Source organism: Veronia nyctiphanis (assembly GCF_004116385.1).
Classification (GTDB): domain Bacteria; phylum Pseudomonadota; class Gammaproteobacteria; order Enterobacterales; family Vibrionaceae; genus Veronia; species Veronia nyctiphanis.
The window spans coordinates 67,880-84,924 of record NZ_PEIB01000014.1; the positions used below are offsets into that span (position 1 = coordinate 67,880).

Sequence of the window (17,045 nt, forward strand, 5' to 3'; positions counted from 1 at the left end):
AAAAACAGTGAGCTGTCTTAGATAATCGAGTAAAGGTTTTGTTTTAGCTTTTCTGCGACCTCTTCAACCTCAGACCCCTTTTGACCGACCACAATAAGCCTGTTGTCATCAGACTGTTTCATGATGACATTCATCTTGTCATCTGAGAAACGCTCGGTGTTCTCACCTATGGTTTTGACAACAAAGAAGGTCATCGATTCGCCCTGGTCTGTTTGCATGACAACATGTAACCCCGGACCCAGTTCGCCAAAGTTACAATGGTTTACATAGGTAATTCTTCCCGGAAAACCATTTTTAAACTGCTGACCAAAAGGAGAGAGTTTAAGATTTACTTGTTTGAGTGTTGCTTTCTCGTCAGCAACGTTAGTAAATGGCGATTCGTCATAATAGTGCTTCAAGGCAACCTGTCCAAGACTATTGATGCTCTTTGCGACATTGCTGGTTGCTTGCTGCGCAATGTTGGCAGGCGCTTCAGACCAGTTGAACTGACCCAGCACTATACCGAAAACGAAGGCAACAGAAGCTGCGATGGACATGTGAAACTTGGGTTTTCGATTTTCTCGCTCAAGCTCGCTGCTTTGTTTAAAGATTATCTTGTCTGCCAGATCCTCTGGTATATCAACCCGTAAAGTTTCATCAATCATCGCATCCAGTTGCTCAAGCTCCCGGACAAGTTTCTCATTCGATGGTGACGCCTTACGCATTTCCAGAACATCAGGACTGTCGTCCTGAGGGTTTCCTAGAATACGCCGACGAAATTCAAGTTCGTCCACTTATCTGCCCCCCTGTAGAACTCTCTTGGTGTTCCATAAATTCTTTTAGCTGACTTCTGGCTCGGAATAGCCTCGTCATCACGGTATTTTTGTTGAGGTCGAGAATGCTGGCAATTTCTTCGCCGCTAAACCCTGCCATTACTTGTAAAACCAAGGGCTCTCTATATTCAGGCGCCAATCGCATGATCTGCTTGTGCAGCCATCGGTTCTCGATATTCGTCTCCCCGCTGGGAGTGGGTGTCTCTATCTGATGATCATCAATATCCACCAGCTCAAGTTGCTTCCGTTCAAAACGACGCGCGTTTTCTCTGCGGAGAATTGTGATTAACCATGATTTCGCTGCTTTATCATCAAGAAGGCTGTCCATTGAGCGCCACGCGCGCAAGCAAGTTTCTTGAACCAAATCTTCAGCTACATCTCTGTCTTTTGTCAGCCAATAAGCGTATCTGAACAAATCTTTATGCCAGACTCGAACCAAGGCTTCGTATCGCTTTTCCTTATTCATAGCAATAGAGACCTGGTCTTCTGCTTTTTTATTTCGTGACTTTTTAAAAAAGTTCAAGGCCATCTTTTTTTCATCCGCTAAGGTTCCCTGATAACCCAATTAAAAACCGGATTTCGTGTGGTGTGTGAACATGAAGGTGCTCACGACAACACGATAAGTAAAACACGTTGCTGTCTCACAATGATCTGTCATTTTTGAGACAGGTATAGTGCCATAAGTGGCACGAAAAATGAGACTGATAGATTAAACAGCAGATCAAATAAAGTGAACTAGCTATTCTAGTTATATGTAACTAATAGCGTTTTTGCACGGTGTTTATGTGTGGGGTTCTTACTGGGTTTTTATATAAAAGTTATATTTTTTATTAACTTAACATTATATTTCTGATTTCTTAATCCGCTTAGTGTCTCACTAAAGAGACTTAATTCAAACATATGTTTTATTCCGTTTAAAAAATGGTTACTATCATGTGGTCTGACCTCTTATAAGCAGCTAAGGAGCAGCTATGGCTAAGCGACAGAATCTGACCACACGTCAAGGAGAGAGAATCGCAGTTGTCTCTGGTGTGCGAACCCCGTTTGCACGACAGACGACCGCTTACAAAGACGTGCCCGCAATTGACCTGGGTAAAATGGCGGTCAGCGAGCTGTTAACAAAAACCGATATCGATCCAAAATTGATTGATCAGGTTGTATTCGGGCAAGTGCTTCAAATGCCAGAAGCACCAAACATTGCGCGCGAAATTGTTCTGGGTACGGGTATGAATATCAATACTGACGCTTACAGCGTTACCCGTGCATGTGCGACAAGTTTTCAGTCTGTAGCGAACGTCGCAGAGAGTATCGTTGCTGGTACTATCGATATCGGTGTTGCAGGTGGTGCAGATACAACATCTGTTGTACCAATCGGTGTGTCGAAAAAGCTGGCATCTACGCTGCTTGATCTGTCAAAAGCGAAGACGGTAAGTAAGCGCCTGAAGCTTCTTAGCAAGTTGAAGCTAAAAGATCTTGCACCAGTGCCTCCAGCGGTTGCTGAGTATTCAACAGGTCTGTCAATGGGACAAACTGCTGAGCAGATGGCGAAGACACACAGCATCAGCCGTGAAGATCAAGATGCACTGGCTCACCGTTCTCATTCTCTGGCTGCAAAAGCATGGGAAGACGGTTTGGTACGTGATGAAGTGATGACAGCATTCCCGGCACCTTACAAGCAGTGGTTTGATAAAGACAACAATGTACGTATGGATTCGACGCTTGAGGCTACACAAAGCTTCGCCCTGCGTTCGACCGTAAGCACGGTTCTGTAACGGCTGCTAACAGCACGCCTTTGACTGACGGTGCAGCAGCGGTATTGTTGATGCGTGAAAGCCGCGCAAAAGAATTGGGTTATGAGCCTATCGGTTACATCCGTTCATTTGCCTTTAGTGCAACGCAAGTTGAAAAAGACATGCTGATGGGTCCATCATATGCGACGCCATTAGCTCTTGATCGCGCAGGTATAGCATTGTCTGATCTGACATTGATCGATATGCATGAGGCGTTTGCGGCGCAAACACTGGCAAACCTGAAAATGTTTGCATCAGATAAGTTTGCAAAAGAAGAACTGAACCGAAGCAGTGCTATTGGTGAAGTTGATATGGATAAATTTAACGTGCTTGGTGGTTCGATTGCTTATGGTCACCCATTCGCAGCAACTGGCGCACGTATGATCACCCAAACGCTTCGCGAACTGCAAAGACGTGGTGGTGGTCTTGCCCTGAACACAGCGTGTGCTGCTGGTGGTCTGGGTGCAGCTATGATCCTGGAGGCTGAGTAATGGCAGAAGTAGCACAACAAAGCGAGAAGACATCCGCATTTACGTTGCGATTTGCAGACAATGGAATCGCATGGCTTGAAATGGATGTGCCGGGTGAAAAGATGAATACCCTGCAAGCGTCTTTCGATGAAGAAGTAAGCGAAGTACTTGATGCGCTTGAATCACGGAAAGACTGAAAGGTCTTGTTGTTTATTCAGGTAAGCCAGACAACTTTGTTGCCGGCGCGGATGTAAGAATGCTGAGTGCATGTAAAACGGCTGAAGAGGGTGAAACCATTGCCCGTCGTGGGCAAGAGCTATTTGCCCGCCTTGAAGCTTTACCCATGCATGTTGTTGCTGCAATTCATGGCCCCTGTTTGGGCGGGGGTCTTGAGTTAGCGCTGGCATGCCACAGCCGTATTGTGTCAGATGATGACAAAACGCGTCTTGGGCTGCCTGAAGTGCAACTCGGTCTGTTACCAGGCTCTGGTGGTACTCAACGTTTACCTCGTCTTGTTGGTGTTGCGAACTCACTGGATATGATCCTGACGGGTAAACAATTGAGAGCCAGCAAAGCGAAAAAAATGGGTGTCGCGGATGACTGCGTACCTAAATCGGTTCTCCTTGATGTCGCTGAAGAGCTTGCACTGAAGTCAAAACCAAAACGTAAAGGTGGCGACTGGAAAGAGTGGGCGATGGCGAAGAACTCACTGGGCCGAAACTTTGTCTTTGATCAGGCAACGAAGAAGACTCTTGAAAAAACGCGTGGTAACTATCCTGCTGCTGAGGCAATTCTTGAAGTCATCAAGCATGGCCTTGAGAACGGAATGAGCAAAGGTCTGGCGCTTGAAGCAAAGCGTTTCGGTGAATTAGTTCAGACAAATGCTTCAGATTCACTTCGAAGCCTTTTCTTCGCTGTCACTGAGATGAAGAAAGAAAATGGCGCAGAAGCTGAACCACGTAAAGTGACTGGCGTAAATGTTTTAGGTGGTGGCTTGATGGGCGCAGGTATTGCGCACGTTTCTGCGACAAAAGCGGGTTTGCCGGTTCGTGTGAAAGACGTCAGTAATGACGGTGCACTGAATGCTCTTCAGTACAACTTTAAGCTTCTGGACAAAAAGCGTAAACGTCGTATTTTGACGTCAGCGCAAGTTCAGCAGCAGATGTCGCAAATCAGTGCTGGCATCAGTTTTCAGGGCATGGGCAGAAACAATGTTGTTGTTGAAGCCGTGTTTGAAGATTTGACACTCAAGCGCAATATGGTTGCTGACATCGAGGAAGAGTTGCCCGAAGACACGATCTTTGCAACCAATACGTCATCACTGCCTATCCACCAAATTGCCGAAGGTGCTAAGCGACCTGAAAACATTGTTGGCTTGCACTACTTCAGCCCAGTAGAGAAAATGCCGCTGGTTGAGGTTATTCCTCATGCAGGTACTTCAGACGAAACAGTAGCGACAGTGGTTAATCTTGCCCGTAAACAGGGTAAAACACCTATCGTTGTTGCTGACAAAGCGGGATTCTATGTCAACCGAATCTTGGCACCTTACATGAACGAATCAGCAATGGCGATGCTTGAAGGAGAGCCTGTTGAGCATATTGATAGCTCATTGGTCGACTTTGGCTTCCCTGTTGGACCTGTGACCTTACTTGATGAGGTAGGTATCGATGTTGGCGCTAAGATTGGTCCGATTCTGGCTGCGGAGCTTGGTGATCGTTTCAAAGCACCTGACGTTTTCAGCGCTTTGATTGAAGACGGTAGAAAAGGACGTAAGAGCGGTAAAGGCGTTTACATCTACAACGGCAAGAAGAAGACTGTTGATAAAGAGATTTACAGCATTCTGAATATCTCACCGCAAGCGAAGATGGATGGTAAAGATTTAGCCATACGTTGCACATTAATGATGCTTAACGAGGCGGCGCGCTGTCTTGATGAAGGTGTTGTTGCATCAGCGCGTGATGGTGATATTGGCTCTATCTTTGGTATCGGTTTCCCTCCGTTCCTTGGTGGACCATTCCGTTACATGGACCATCTGGGTATCAAGAAAGTGGTTGAACTCCTTGAGCAGCATACCAATAAGTATGGTGAGCGTTTCGCACCATGCGAGAAGCTGAAATCAATGGCGGAAAACGGTGAGACGTTCCACGGCTAACTCTTTTGCGGAGTAGACGTTTCTCTCAATACGTTTTCTGAGATGAAAAGCCCGGCAATGCTGCCGGGCTTTTTCTATTGGTTGAATGTTGCTTTCATAAACTGGAGCAGATCACTCGTATTCCAGCCTTCCTTTGCGAAATGCATCCACATCGACAATTGCACCGTTTTCATCAACGAGGCATTGGTCAGGATGAGCAGACCACAGCTGTGCATGATCAGTCTGTCTGAGGTTCTTGGTTTCAGTTTTTCGACGATGAATTTGACCATATCAGAGCGATCCATCTTCTTAAGTCTTGCCGCGACTTTCTGACGCTGCATGAATTCCGTATCTTTATTGCCAATACTGATCCAAAAGCGTTGTGCACGGGCTCGAAGGTTAGCATCAGGCTCTTCAACTTGCGCAATCAGACCTTGTTTACTCTCTTGAAACTCAGCATCACTGAGTTCAAGCAGAATAAGGAAGAAGGCATTCAGGAAGTCATCTATCGCCTCAACCAGCAAGTCTGGACCCGCTAACGGTGACTGAACATAGAAGATCAATCCGGGGTGGCGGTTGAGAGGTAAATTTCCGGAGCCAACCATGTAGCCCAGCTGCTGTTTAGTTCTGAGTTCATTGAAGAATACTGACGACATCAAATGATGAGCAAAAGTGTACAGCGCAATATTTTCCGGACCCGTCTCGAAACTCTGGAAATAGACCAATACCGCAGAGTCCTGATGGTCACAATTAAACTCAAAACTTTTGCTTCCGGCCTTATCGAGCAGCATCAATGGCCTTGTTGACTCTTCGTATGTCTGTTCTTCAACACGAAGTGCGTCCTTGATGGTTTCTGCCAAAGAAAATGTTTGTTCTTTATGCCAGTTGCCATAAACAAACATTTCAACATGAAGCTCTGACATCACCTTTTCAATGAATGGAGGAAGCTCCGATACCTCAAGAGATTCCAGCGCGACAATCATCTGATCGTAAGGTGGGTTGTTTGGCTGTAAAATCCCAGTCATCGCATTGTACAGTTGACTTATCGGTTTGTTTTGAGCTGCATTACGCCATCCGCGAAGTAACTGGGTTTTGATAATATCGAAGCGCTCGGGTTTAAAGCTTCTGTCCCTGAACTTTTCCAAAATCAAGTCCATCAGCAAGTGCAGCTTCTCGTTAAAGCCACTCAATTTTAGCGTGAACCCGCCCTGATGCGCATAGAGGTTGTAACTCAGGCCTGCTATTTCCGCCTGATAGGCATCCTCATTAATAGATTCCAGCAGCATCTCGACACTGACGCGGCTTTTGACAATATTCTCGACTGATGACACCGAGTGAGGGCTGTCTATGGCGACGAAAATCATGCCTTTGGGCACCTTAAACTCAGTATCCTGGCAGTGCCAAAGACGAAATCCGGCTAGTTCCTGAATCATCTCAGGTAAATGTTTGTCCGGCGATTCAACGTTCAAAGGTTTTAACTGATAGGAAATATAGGGGTTTTGCTCAGGCAGAACCAATGTTGGTGATATATGGTTTGAATGCCATTTTTCTTTCTGTTCGTCAGAAAATGTCCTGATGGTATATGGCGTGTCGTACCATTTGGCAAATCGGTCATAATTATAACCTTGAGCTATCAAGGTTAAGCGCAAATTGTCTGGGTTCAAATGACTAAGCATCGATGTGATGAGGTCTTCATCATATCCATCCATCATGTAGTCGCCATAGAGGCGTCTTCCGGCTCATAATGCATAAGATTCATCACGAGATGCTGACAGTATCCATCGGCCTAGACGGCTCTTGAAACTGGAACGCCATTTCTTGAACCGCTTTCTTTTCCTCGTATCGCCAGTCAGACAGGCCTTTTTGACGGATGAGGTTAATCATCTGAAAGGTATAGCTGACAATATCGTCAATTTGGTTCAAACCCGCTTCAGTCAGGCTGACACTGATAACGAATTCTCTGAAGTTTGAACCGCTGATGCCACCGCCCGCAGACAAGGTATTAATTAGCCCCTTATTTTTAAGTAGCGACATCAGGCTACCCGGCCCTTCATAGCCCAGGAGGTGAGCAATGTAAGACAGTGGCTTGGTACGGTAGTAATAGCGACTTTCCGGCAATGAGAACGCCAGAGTAAGTTTACGCACTTCTTTCATTGGCTCGACGATAACCATCTGGCCAATTTGTTCAGGCAGAACATAAGGTTCTGAAGAATGGAAAGCGGCGAGGTCATGATTGGGTATGCTTGCAAAGCAGCGTATGGCTTCAGCTTCCTGTTCATCAAGAGAGAGAGGGCTGATGATAGAGGCTGTCATCACGTTTGCACTGTAGTGTGTGTTATAAAACGCAATGAGCTCGTCTCTGACGGTCTTACCTTCTCGGTCCGCGAGCGTATCAATGCTACCTACAGAAAACTTCGAAAATGGATGCGCGGGATTAATGGTTTCTTTCTGAACCTGATAAATACGCCTGACGTCGTCCTGTATCTTGAGTCGATACTCAGAATCGACGGCCTGACGTTCTTTATCGACAGCTTCGGGGTTAAAAAGCGGCGCTGAAAAAAACTGTCCGAAACGGTCTAGTGCTTCATCGAAGTAGCTGTGGTGAATATCAAAGAAAAAGGTGGTGTTTTCGGTTCCAGTCCACGCATTGTTGCTACCACCATGTCGGCTGATGAAAGACTGAAACTCGCCTACATCCGGGTACTTCTCCGTACCAAGAAACAGCATATGTTCAAGAAAGTGTGCCAATCCTTCCCTGTCTTCGGGATCGCAGAAATGGCCAACATTGACAGTCAATGCTGCAGCACTGCGTGGCGCTTGATCATCATGGATAAGCAACACTTTGAGTGCATTTGGCAACGTGACAATGCGGTATTCCCGGTGGTCATTTGGGCTTTTGTGCACAAGACACCCTTAGCGGTTGGCAAATGTGGTCAGTCAATTATGACGACAGGTTAGCAAACAGGCAAACAATCCCTTCCACGATCATGTATTTCACTGATAGCATAGCACTGTTAGTTGTAATTCTAAGAAAGCCGTATGCAGATTTATATTCTTCGCCATGGCGAAGCCAAACCTTTTGCTGCAACCGATGAAGAGCGACCGCTTACTGAGCATGGACGCGTTCAGACAGCAATGATTGCTGAATGGCTGCAGGGCCAGTTAACTCAACCTCTCGATACTGTCATTGTTAGCCCCTATGTTCGCGCCCAGCAAACGTGGGATGTGATGGGGGAATACATTTCTCCAGCGTCTAACGTCGTCACTGATGAGGGTATTACTCCCTATGGTGATGGTGAAGATGTGGCAGATTATTTGCGTGCCAAGATAAGCGTTGAGCGACCTGAGAGTATTTTGTTGGTATCGCATTTACCTTTGGTGGGATATCTGACATCTGAGCTTGTTTTGGGGATTCAGCCGCCAGTCTTTTCAACCTCGGCAGTGGCATGCGTCGAATACGACCCTGATACAGAGCGTGGCAGGTTACTTTGGTTGCAAAGTCCAAATCGTCTGCCGACGGCAAATTAGCTTAGTTTAAACGGGGCAGATTTTCTCTGCCCATCTAATCAAAACACCTATAGCGCTCTTGAGGAGTTATGCTAGCTGAGATTCAGTGTTGTCCTCTTGCTGCTTTATTGTTTCTTTCTGACGCAAAGGTGTCAGTATCACTGCTCCCAGTCTCGTCTCATTCTCGACTTTTCTATGTGCCTCAGAGGCTTCATCAAACTGCATAATGCTGTCAACAACGGGGACTAGTCACCAGATTCGACTTTATTTCTCAGCGCTTCAAGCTCAGTAACTGTCTCTGATGCAAAGCTAAAGTTGGCGCGCTTTGTTGAAAACGTATTAGTGAGCTTGGTTTGGATCATATCGCTCAATGTCGGGTTACCCATCAGATAGAGCCCCTTTTCGTTGAGCATATTGATACAGGATTTGAATGGCGTACTGACAATCATGTTGAAAATAACATCATACTTTTCTGCGTTGTTACTGAACGACTGCTTGGTATAGTCAATAAAGTCATCAGCACCAATCTGACGCAACATGTCCTCTTTTCTACCATGGTCGACAGCGGTGACAAGTGCTCCTGCGGCTTTTGCCATTTGGACTGCATGGAGCCCAATGCTGCCTCCCGCGCCGATAATCATTATTCGGTCGCCTTTTTTCAGGTCAGCCAGATTCATAAAGTGCAAAGCATTTAGCCCACCAAGGGTAAGTGATGCCGATTCTGCGTGTGATATATTTTTTGGCTGGGTTGTCAGCGTATAGTGCTCCGGTACGCAAAGGTATTCAGCGTACCCACCGAGCTTTAACTGAGAGCTACCAAATATTTTGTCGCCAACGTTAAATCGCGTTACTTCGCTACCGACGGCTGCCACTTCCCCAGCAAAATAAAGCCCGAGAACATTTTTCTTTGGTTTAGTGATACCAAATACCAGCCTGAGTGGAACGACAAACAATTTGGTAGGGAAATTGAAACTGCGCATTTCACAATCCGCTTTGGTCACTTCTGTGGCATGCACTTCAACGAGCAGTTCATTAGGGGCTGGAGCAGGTTTGCCCACTTCTTGTGTCGATAACACACTCGGGTCGCCATACTTGGTATACACAACGGCTCGCATTGCCTTCTCCCTTTCACTCATCCGGAAGGTTGTCTGGTGATGCCGAAAATTATCTGAGCATTCTCTGAGTACACTTCAAGACTAACGGTGTACGCCCAAAAAACACAGATATTCATGGCGTTATCGTTTGTTGGGGTGTTGAAGGGCTGGATTTTTCGAGTCAAAAAGTGAATTGCTGAAAAGGCGAACAGGTAATTTCATCGATGATGGAGATTTAAAGCGAGCAGGGAAGAGGGGAAGTGCTCGCTTTAACCTATAAGTTGGCTTTTCGTTAACGGTTACTTTTCAGGTACTTCAACCAATACCAGCAGTGCACCATCACCACCGAACTCGAGAGGAGCTTGATGAAAAGCCATAACGTCGGGATGCTGAGCCAGCCACAGAGGGGCTTTCTGTTTAAGAATATGTTTACCTATACCATGCATGACACAGGCACAGCTTATTTTTGCCTTGATGCACTCTGCCAGCATGGCGCCCAACTCTCTTTTGGCTTCCTGCTGAGTCATGCCATGCATATCCAAGAAGATATCAGGCACGTAAACACCACGCCGCAGCCGTTTTACCTCATATTTAGAGACATCACTGCGAGCATACTGTGTTGGGCCGTCTTCTTTCAGCAAGGGTTCGAATTCATCGGAAAAATGAAAGCTGTGATCCGCTGCGTGACGCGTGCTTGACGATTCCTTGGTTTGTTTGGTGATCTGGCGTCTCGGCGGGTTTATGGTATCCTGCTGCAGTTTTTTGACGCCTTGTACCTCTTCTCGAAAAAGCGAGAAGTCATCACTAGATTCTGAGGCTGGGTTTTTCTTACTCATAAAACGTATTCCAACTACCAATACGAACATTGTACCTTAACTTACTCAAAGTTGTGGTATTCGACGTGAAGGTTTGGTGTTTAAGAGTCATGATTACCAGCAGAACGTGTCGTACAAGGTGATAAATAAGGCTACTGGAGGCCACCTTGGATAAAATTTTTGTCGATGAAGTTGTTAACGAACTACAGACACTTCAGGATATGCTGCGCTGGACAGTAAGCCGCTTTAACGCTGCGGGTTTGTTTTATGGTCATGGAACAGACAATGCATGGGATGAGGCGGTCCAACTGGTACTGCCAACACTCTATCTTCCTATTGATGTGCCAGCGGAGACCCGTTTCTCACGCCTGACGACCAGTGAGCGCCATCGTATCGTTGAGCGTGTGGTGCGCAGAATTAACGAACGTACGCCAGTGGCATATCTGACGAAAAAAGCATACTTCTGTGGTCTTGAATTCTTCGTTGATGAAAGAGTGCTGGTGCCTCGTTCACCGATTGGTGAGCTGATTCAAAATCAGTTTGCGCCTATGTTGCAAACACAACCAAAGCGTATTATGGACCTTTGTACGGGAAGCGGCTGCATCGCTATTGCCTGTGCCTATGCCTTCCCCGAGGCTGAAGTTGATGCGGTGGATATTTCTGCGGATGCGCTGGAAGTGACCGAAATCAATATTCAGGATCATGGCATGGAGCAGCAAGTTATTCCGCTGCGCTCTGACTTGTTCCGCGATCTGCCGAAAGACAAATACGATCTGGTTGTTAGCAACCCGCCATATGTCGATCAAGAAGACATGGATGCGCTACCCGATGAATTCCGTCATGAACCCGAGTTAGGTTTGGCGGCAGGCAGCGATGGTCTCAAACTGATGCGCCGTATTATGCTAACGCGCCGGATTACTTAACTGAGCAGGGCGTGTTGATCTGCGAAGTGGGCAACTCGATGGTCCATGTTGATGAACAATATCCAAACCTACCACTGACATGGTTGGAGTTTGAGAACGGCGGTCATGGCGTGTTCATGATGACGTATCAGGACCTGATGAGTGTCGCTGATGAGTTCAAGATCTACAAAGACTGATTGAACTTCCTAAGAGTAACAGCTTGCGCTGTTGCTCTTTATTCCTTCTCATATGCTTTCCGCCGTTTTCCTCATCAAACCGTTATAAAATCATCTAAATTGCTTCTAACGCCTTTTCTGACAGTCGATTTCTACTCTTAAAGAAAAAATATTTTTTGCTTATCGCGGCTCAATATGGTTCATTAATGGACAGTTTTTGATATTTCAGAGCTGCTTGCAGGGACGGGTAGCGCAAAACAGGGGAAGTAATGGCTGGCAATACAATCGGACAAGTGTTCCGCGTAACCACCTTCGGAGAAAGCCACGGTTTGGCACTAGGTTGCATTATCGACGGATGTCCTCCAGGACTCGAGATTTCTGAGGCCGATCTGCAAGTCGATTTGGACCGTCGCCGTCCGGGTACGTCAAAGTACACCACGCAGCGCCGTGAAGCCGATGAAGTGAAATTTCTCTCAGGCGTGTTTGACGGTAAAACCACCGGTACGTCAATTGGCCTCATGATTGAAAATACTGACCAACGCTCGAAAGACTATTCGAAAATTGCCGATCGCTTCCGTCCAGGACATGCTGATTATACCTATCACCAAAAATACGGTATCCGCGATTACCGCGGTGGCGGACGTTCGTCAGCGCGCGAGACCGCTATGCGTGTAGCTGCGGGGGGGATTGCCAAGAAATACCTTAAAGAAAAGTTTGGTATTGAAGTGCGTGCTTACCTGTCGCAAATGGGTGATGTCACCATTGATCAGGTTGACTGGGATCAGGTGGAACAAAACCCGTTTTTCTGTCCTGATGTTAACAAGTTGGATGCGCTTGATGAACTTATCCGCAAGCTCAAGAAAGAAGGCGACTCCATTGGTGCTAAACTGACCGTGGTTGCGGAAAATGTGCCAGTCGGTCTTGGTGAGCCTGTTTTTGATCGCCTTGATGCCGATATTGCTTATGCCTTGATGGGTATCAATGCAGTCAAAGGCGTCGAAATTGGCGATGGTTTTGATGTCGTTAATCAGCGTGGCAGCGAGCATCGTGATGAGCTTTCGCCTGAAGGCTTCAAGTCTAATCATGCTGGTGGTGTGCTTGGCGGTATTTCATCTGGCCAAGATATTGTCGCGCATCTTGCTCTTAAACCCACATCAAGCATCACGGTGCCAGGTGAGACTATCAACGTTGATGGTGAAACCGTTGATGTGGTTACGAAAGGACGACACGACCCGTGTGTGGGTATTCGCGCTGTGCCAATCGCTGAAGCTATGGTTGCCATCATCCTGATGGACCACCTGTTGCGTCATAGAGCGCAAAACGCGGATGTAGTGACAGAGACACCGAAGATTTAATTTGCCTTCAATGTTTCACACATCCAATAAAAAAAGCCGCTGAATGCGGCTTTTTTTGTTGCTGTCTACCTGATAAGGAATATTGCACAGCTTAGGGGAGTACCGTCAGGTATTGTTGGGCTGTTCTTCAGTATTCAGCTTTTCTTGCGGCTCTTCACCCGCCAGTTTTGCAAAGTGTCCGCGCAAGGCAACGATCATCAGCAGACTCGGGATAACCATCACCGCTGTCAAAACGAAGAAGGTCGTCCAGTCATTCAGCCAGTCCACCAAGGCGCCACTGAATGAAGCAATGGTTGTCCTTCCTAAATTTCCCAAGGACGCAAGCAGTGCATACTGGGTGGCGGAAAATGCCCGCCCCGTTAAAAAGGTGAGGAAAGACACGAAGGCGATAGTTGAAAACGCGGTTGTGAAGTTGTCGACCAAAATTGTTGCGAGGAACAGGTCTTCACTCGGACCAACCTGTGCAATCCATGCAAACATTAGGTTGCTGGCTGCCATTGCTGTGCCGCCAATCAGTAGACCCCTGACAACGCCATACCTGACATTCACTATGCTCCCCAGCAAGGTGAATGCAACAGTTGCCCCCCAGCCAATCAATTTAGAGTAGTGACCAATTTGCTCGTTACTGAAGCCAATTTCTTTGTAAAACACCACCGACATTCGACCGAGGAAAGCTTCACCAATTTTAAACAGGAAGACGAAAAGAAGAAGTGTTAGGGCTATCTTGACGCCGTTTCGGCGGAAGAAATCGAGGAAGGGCTCCGCGATAGTGACAGCAAACCACACAGCAAATCGTTTTGCTGGAGTCACATCACCATCACCCATCATGTCCTGATAACGCTTACTTGCCTCAGACTGAAGTTTTTCCCTGTCTGTGTCAGGCTCGCCGACAAACAGGGTGAAAATCATCAACAGCACGACAAAGCCTGCCATACCAAAGTAGACGCCGTTCCAGCCAATGGTATCGGCATTCATGAACGCAACATACCCCGGGAGACTGTAACCCGTCCACCAACCAATGACTGCCATGCTGCCGCCTGCGGCATTTTATGGCTTTCGCTCTCACGGAAACTATCGATACGAAAAGCATCAACAGCCACATCTTGTGTCGCAGAGGCGAGGGCAATGGCAAACGCTAAAGCCGATGTCATTACTAAGCTGATGCCCGGATCGGTGGTGGCAATGCCAAGGGTACAAATGAGCATCACAAGCTGAGTAACAAAAATCCAGCTACGACGCTGGCCAAGGCTATTGGCCAAGACCGGTATTTTGACCCTGTCCACCAGTGGCGCCCACATCCAGTTAATGGCGTACACAGCGAATACTGAGCCAAAAAAGCCGATGGCGGTGCGGGTCAATCCAGCATCTTTAAGCCAGCCTGACATGTTTGAGCCGATTAGCACCCAAGGAAAGCCGCTGGCACAGCCCAGCATAAATACCCAGAGAAGTCGTCGGTCAGCATAACTACGAAGCGTGTCCCACCAAGTTTGTGGGGTATTCAGAGACATAATGTTCTCCCTGCAATTTTATGTTTGTTATCTGCTCATCGTAACCGCCACCTATTTTCAAGACTATGGGCTGCGCGACAGAAACATGAACAGGGAGAGGAATGGTGTAATAAAGGTGTGTTTTTTTGAAGTTTATAACATATCCGCAACAAATGACTCGGCGCTAGACTGTTGATTCAATGATGGATTTCACATCTATGCAGCCATAATAAATATAAATTTGGCTGCATATTGCTTCATTGCATGGGGCATAGGAGAGTTAGATGAGCTGTTGAGACAGGCTTTCTTTGATACTTTCAATTCTTCCCGGAATATAGCTCTCATAACCAAAGTGACGGGCGTAGTAGACGACAAACAATGCTTTGCGCAGCTTATTGAAGGTGACTCGTTGCCAGAAATGATCGCCGATATGCGGCGTATAAGTTTCCGACATCATGTTTACCCATTTCTGTCCGAAATAGCTGTAAAACGCATTAAAGTCATAAGCGGGGTCACAGAGGAACAGGTCAGTAAAATCGATAATGGAGGAAATGGCGTTGCTGTTGTCCCAAAGAATGTTATTCAGTCCCAAATCACCATGGCAGATAACTGGCTTTCTCTCCTCATCAGGTACAGTGGTGAAATAACTGTCTAGATACGCCTCGGCTTTTAGCCTTAAATCGCAAGGTAACGCTTCTGCGACGTATTGCCAGAGATCTTGATAGAAATCTGCCTCTCCGTATGGCGCTGTTGATAGGTTTTCATCAGTGAATGATGAGGTATGTAACCAGGAAAGAAACTCCCCCAGTTGATGACAGGCCTTCTGTTTTTCTTGATGAGATAACTTCGCTGCTTCTTCGAGGTTTAATCGCTTACCGTCGAGCAACGGATAAAGGCAATAGTTTCCTTCGGTCTGCTTGAGGTTTGGTAGGTTAATTGGAGAGCCCTTGCCAAAGGCATAAAGAAACTGCTTCTCTACTGCAACCTGAGTGCTTTCAGGGGTATGAGGAAAACGCGCAACCCATTTGTTGTTAATACAACTGACGGTATTGGACCACCCTTCGCCCAAGAGTTTTTCGTGAGTAATGCATTGTCCTAGATCGGATTCAACAATCTGTCTTTGTGTTGTTGTCAGTGATGTCACTTCTTTTCTCCTCTGCGATTATTTCTCTTTTATCATAGGGGAAATCATCAGCATGGCTTTTGGATGGTTTATGGAATCTAAAACGCAAGCCATGAGTGTGTGAGCTGGAAACGTGCGACTGGACGATTGAAGTGATGTGGTGATGAAAAGTTAATGTGACACTAAGATCAGAAGAAAAAAACCGCCACTTGGGCGGTTTAGAACGTTGAACATCGTTATGGCTAAAAGCTCTATGGCAATAATTTCACTGAGGTAATGACCACAGGCTTTTGTGGTACGTCGCGCATACCGTTTTTAATGCCTGTTTTTACGCTGGCGATTTTCTTGAAGGTATCAAAGCCATCAGTGACTTTGCCGAAAACGGTATATCCCGGTTTGGCTGCGCTGCCATCCAAGAAGGCATTATCTTTCAAATTAATGTAGAACTGGCGCGTTGCAGAGTTAGGGTCTTGCGTACGTGCCATCGCAATCGTGCCAGTCGCGTTGCTCAACCCATTGGTTGACTCGTTGACTACAGTTTCATAACTCGGCAGACGTTTGAAATCTTTATCGAATCCACCGCTCTGAGCGACAAAACCTGAGATGACGCGGTGGAACTGTGTACCCACATAGCTGCCGTCTTTGACATACCGGATAAAGTTAGCAACCGACTTGGGCGCTTTTTGATCGTTAAGTTCTAGTGTGAACGGGCCCATAGAGGTTTCGACTTCAACTTTTTGTCCTGCTAGCGCGACCGCTGGCAGCATAGCTGCAGAAAGCACCAGCGCTTTTATCATTGTCTTCATTAGAAATTCTGGTCCATATATTGAGTCAGTTGTTTGTCGTTAGCAATGTCTTTGAGAACAGCTTCCAACAGTGTGTTAAGTGCCAATTCCATGTCAGCATTTGATGCACTGCCTGCATCTTCAATCTTTGACTGGCCGCGGTAACGTTTTACGAATTTACCTTTGTCCGTTTCAGCAACCAGCTGAATTTGTACCTGACTGTCCATCTCATGGTTGAACACATTGTGTTTAACTTTCACCAAGGCTTCCAGCAGGTCCATCCGAAGTTTACCTTCGGTGCCTGAAGAGACTTTGAAACCCTGCGCGTTGAGTTGTTGGCGTAACGCATCTTCCAGAGCGACACGGAGGTTAGCGGTGGCATGTATTGGGTCGACACTGCGACGACCGTTATCAATAACAGCAACATACTGAGCTGTTCGTAAATCCCGGCTGCTCAAGTCAATTGCTTTACCCATGTTTTCCTGCGATGCAGAGACTTGCGCAGGTTTAGGTGCAATATTAAGTTGAGGAGCCTGTGGAGCACTACATGCTGACAGTATGAGTGTCAGCCCAATCGCAGAAAAAAGTTTTTTCATGT

General features: G+C 46.6%; 10 protein-coding genes and 5 pseudogenes. 5 read left to right on the plus strand and 10 right to left on the minus strand.

Annotation, left to right across the window (positions count from 1 at the left end; translation table 11 throughout):
- Positions 1-17: 17 nt before the first annotated feature.
- The gene (locus CS022_RS12675) at positions 18-773 is read right to left on the minus strand and encodes a DUF3379 family protein (RefSeq protein WP_129122585.1); all 756 of its coding nucleotides are present in this window, start codon (positions 771-773) and stop codon (positions 18-20) included.
- Positions 760-1,341 carry a sigma-70 family RNA polymerase sigma factor gene (locus CS022_RS12680; RefSeq protein WP_129122586.1) on the minus strand — a complete coding sequence of 194 codons (582 nt, stop codon included), beginning with the start codon at positions 1,339-1,341 and terminating at the stop codon, positions 760-762. The genes CS022_RS12675 and CS022_RS12680 overlap by 14 nt, the downstream gene beginning before the upstream one ends.
- A gap of 442 nt (positions 1,342-1,783) precedes the next feature.
- Here CS022_RS12680 and fadI point away from each other — a divergent pair.
- A pseudogene (fadI, locus tag CS022_RS12685) lies at positions 1,784-3,093 on the plus strand (acetyl-CoA C-acyltransferase FadI).
- Positions 3,093-5,224 (plus strand): annotated as a pseudogene (fadJ, locus tag CS022_RS12690) (fatty acid oxidation complex subunit alpha FadJ). Before fadI ends, fadJ begins: the two co-directional pseudogenes overlap by 1 nt.
- Before the next feature lie 111 nt (positions 5,225-5,335).
- Here fadJ and CS022_RS12695 read toward each other — a convergent pair.
- Positions 5,336-8,107: pseudogene (locus tag CS022_RS12695) on the minus strand (insulinase family protein).
- Between the two features lie 135 nt (positions 8,108-8,242).
- On the opposite strand from CS022_RS12695, the gene sixA reads away from it, so the two are divergent.
- Entirely contained in the window at positions 8,243-8,731 is a 489-nt protein-coding gene (sixA, locus tag CS022_RS12700; protein ID WP_129122587.1) for a phosphohistidine phosphatase SixA, read from the plus strand.
- A gap of 66 nt (positions 8,732-8,797) precedes the next feature.
- On the opposite strand, the gene CS022_RS25355 is transcribed toward sixA, so the two are convergent.
- The 3 genes from CS022_RS25355 to smrB form a co-directional block, all read right to left on the minus strand.
- Positions 8,798-8,935, minus strand: coding sequence for a hypothetical protein (locus tag CS022_RS25355; RefSeq protein ID WP_201746272.1), 138 nt, complete (start codon positions 8,933-8,935; stop codon positions 8,798-8,800).
- Between the two features lie 20 nt (positions 8,936-8,955).
- Positions 8,956-9,825 carry an NAD(P)-dependent alcohol dehydrogenase gene (locus tag CS022_RS12705; RefSeq protein ID WP_201746273.1) on the minus strand — a complete coding sequence of 290 codons (870 nt, stop codon included), beginning with the start codon at positions 9,823-9,825 and terminating at the stop codon, positions 8,956-8,958.
- Positions 9,826-10,103: 278 nt separating this feature from the next.
- Complete coding sequence (smrB, locus tag CS022_RS12710; RefSeq protein ID WP_129122588.1) at positions 10,104-10,640, minus strand: endonuclease SmrB; 537 nt, start codon at positions 10,638-10,640, stop codon at positions 10,104-10,106.
- Between the two features lie 146 nt (positions 10,641-10,786).
- Between smrB and prmB the strand changes: the two are divergent.
- Positions 10,787-11,718 (plus strand): annotated as a pseudogene (prmB, locus tag CS022_RS12715) (50S ribosomal protein L3 N(5)-glutamine methyltransferase).
- 248 nt (positions 11,719-11,966) lie between these two features.
- Complete coding sequence (gene aroC / locus CS022_RS12720) at positions 11,967-13,052, plus strand: chorismate synthase (RefSeq protein ID WP_129122589.1); 1,086 nt, start codon at positions 11,967-11,969, stop codon at positions 13,050-13,052.
- Positions 13,053-13,157: 105 nt separating this feature from the next.
- On the opposite strand, the pseudogene CS022_RS12725 reads toward aroC, so the two are convergent.
- The 4 genes and pseudogenes from CS022_RS12725 to CS022_RS12740 form a co-directional block, all read right to left on the minus strand.
- Positions 13,158-14,560: pseudogene (locus CS022_RS12725) on the minus strand (AmpG family muropeptide MFS transporter).
- A gap of 259 nt (positions 14,561-14,819) precedes the next feature.
- A complete protein-coding gene (locus CS022_RS12730; protein ID WP_129122590.1) occupies positions 14,820-15,683 on the minus strand; it encodes an aminoglycoside phosphotransferase family protein in 864 nt (287 codons plus the stop codon).
- A gap of 230 nt (positions 15,684-15,913) precedes the next feature.
- Positions 15,914-16,459, minus strand: a complete 546-nt coding sequence (locus tag CS022_RS12735) for a peptidylprolyl isomerase (RefSeq protein ID WP_201746274.1) — start codon at positions 16,457-16,459, stop codon at positions 15,914-15,916.
- Positions 16,460-16,467: 8 nt separating this feature from the next.
- A complete protein-coding gene (locus CS022_RS12740) occupies positions 16,468-17,043 on the minus strand; it encodes a YajG family lipoprotein (protein WP_129122592.1) in 576 nt (191 codons plus the stop codon).
- Positions 17,044-17,045: the final 2 nt, after the last annotated feature.

Bases quoted from the DNA above. Each gene is read 5' to 3' on its own strand.
- sixA (WP_129122587.1), top strand. From the start codon at position 8,243: ATGCAGATTTATATTCTTCGCCATGGCGAAGCCAAACCTTTTGCTGCA.
- CS022_RS12680 (WP_129122586.1), bottom strand. From the start codon at position 1,341: ATGGCCTTGAACTTTTTTAAAAAGTCACGAAATAAAAAAGCAGAAGAC.
- CS022_RS25355 (WP_201746272.1), bottom strand. From the start codon at position 8,935: ATGCAGTTTGATGAAGCCTCTGAGGCACATAGAAAAGTCGAGAATGAG.
- aroC (WP_129122589.1), top strand. From the start codon at position 11,967: ATGGCTGGCAATACAATCGGACAAGTGTTCCGCGTAACCACCTTCGGA.
- CS022_RS12705 (WP_201746273.1), bottom strand. From the start codon at position 9,825: ATGCGAGCCGTTGTGTATACCAAGTATGGCGACCCGAGTGTGTTATCG.
- CS022_RS12740 (WP_129122592.1), bottom strand. From the start codon at position 17,043: ATGAAAAAACTTTTTTCTGCGATTGGGCTGACACTCATACTGTCAGCA.
- CS022_RS12735 (WP_201746274.1), bottom strand. From the start codon at position 16,459: ATGATAAAAGCGCTGGTGCTTTCTGCAGCTATGCTGCCAGCGGTCGCG.
- smrB (WP_129122588.1), bottom strand. From the start codon at position 10,640: ATGAGTAAGAAAAACCCAGCCTCAGAATCTAGTGATGACTTCTCGCTT.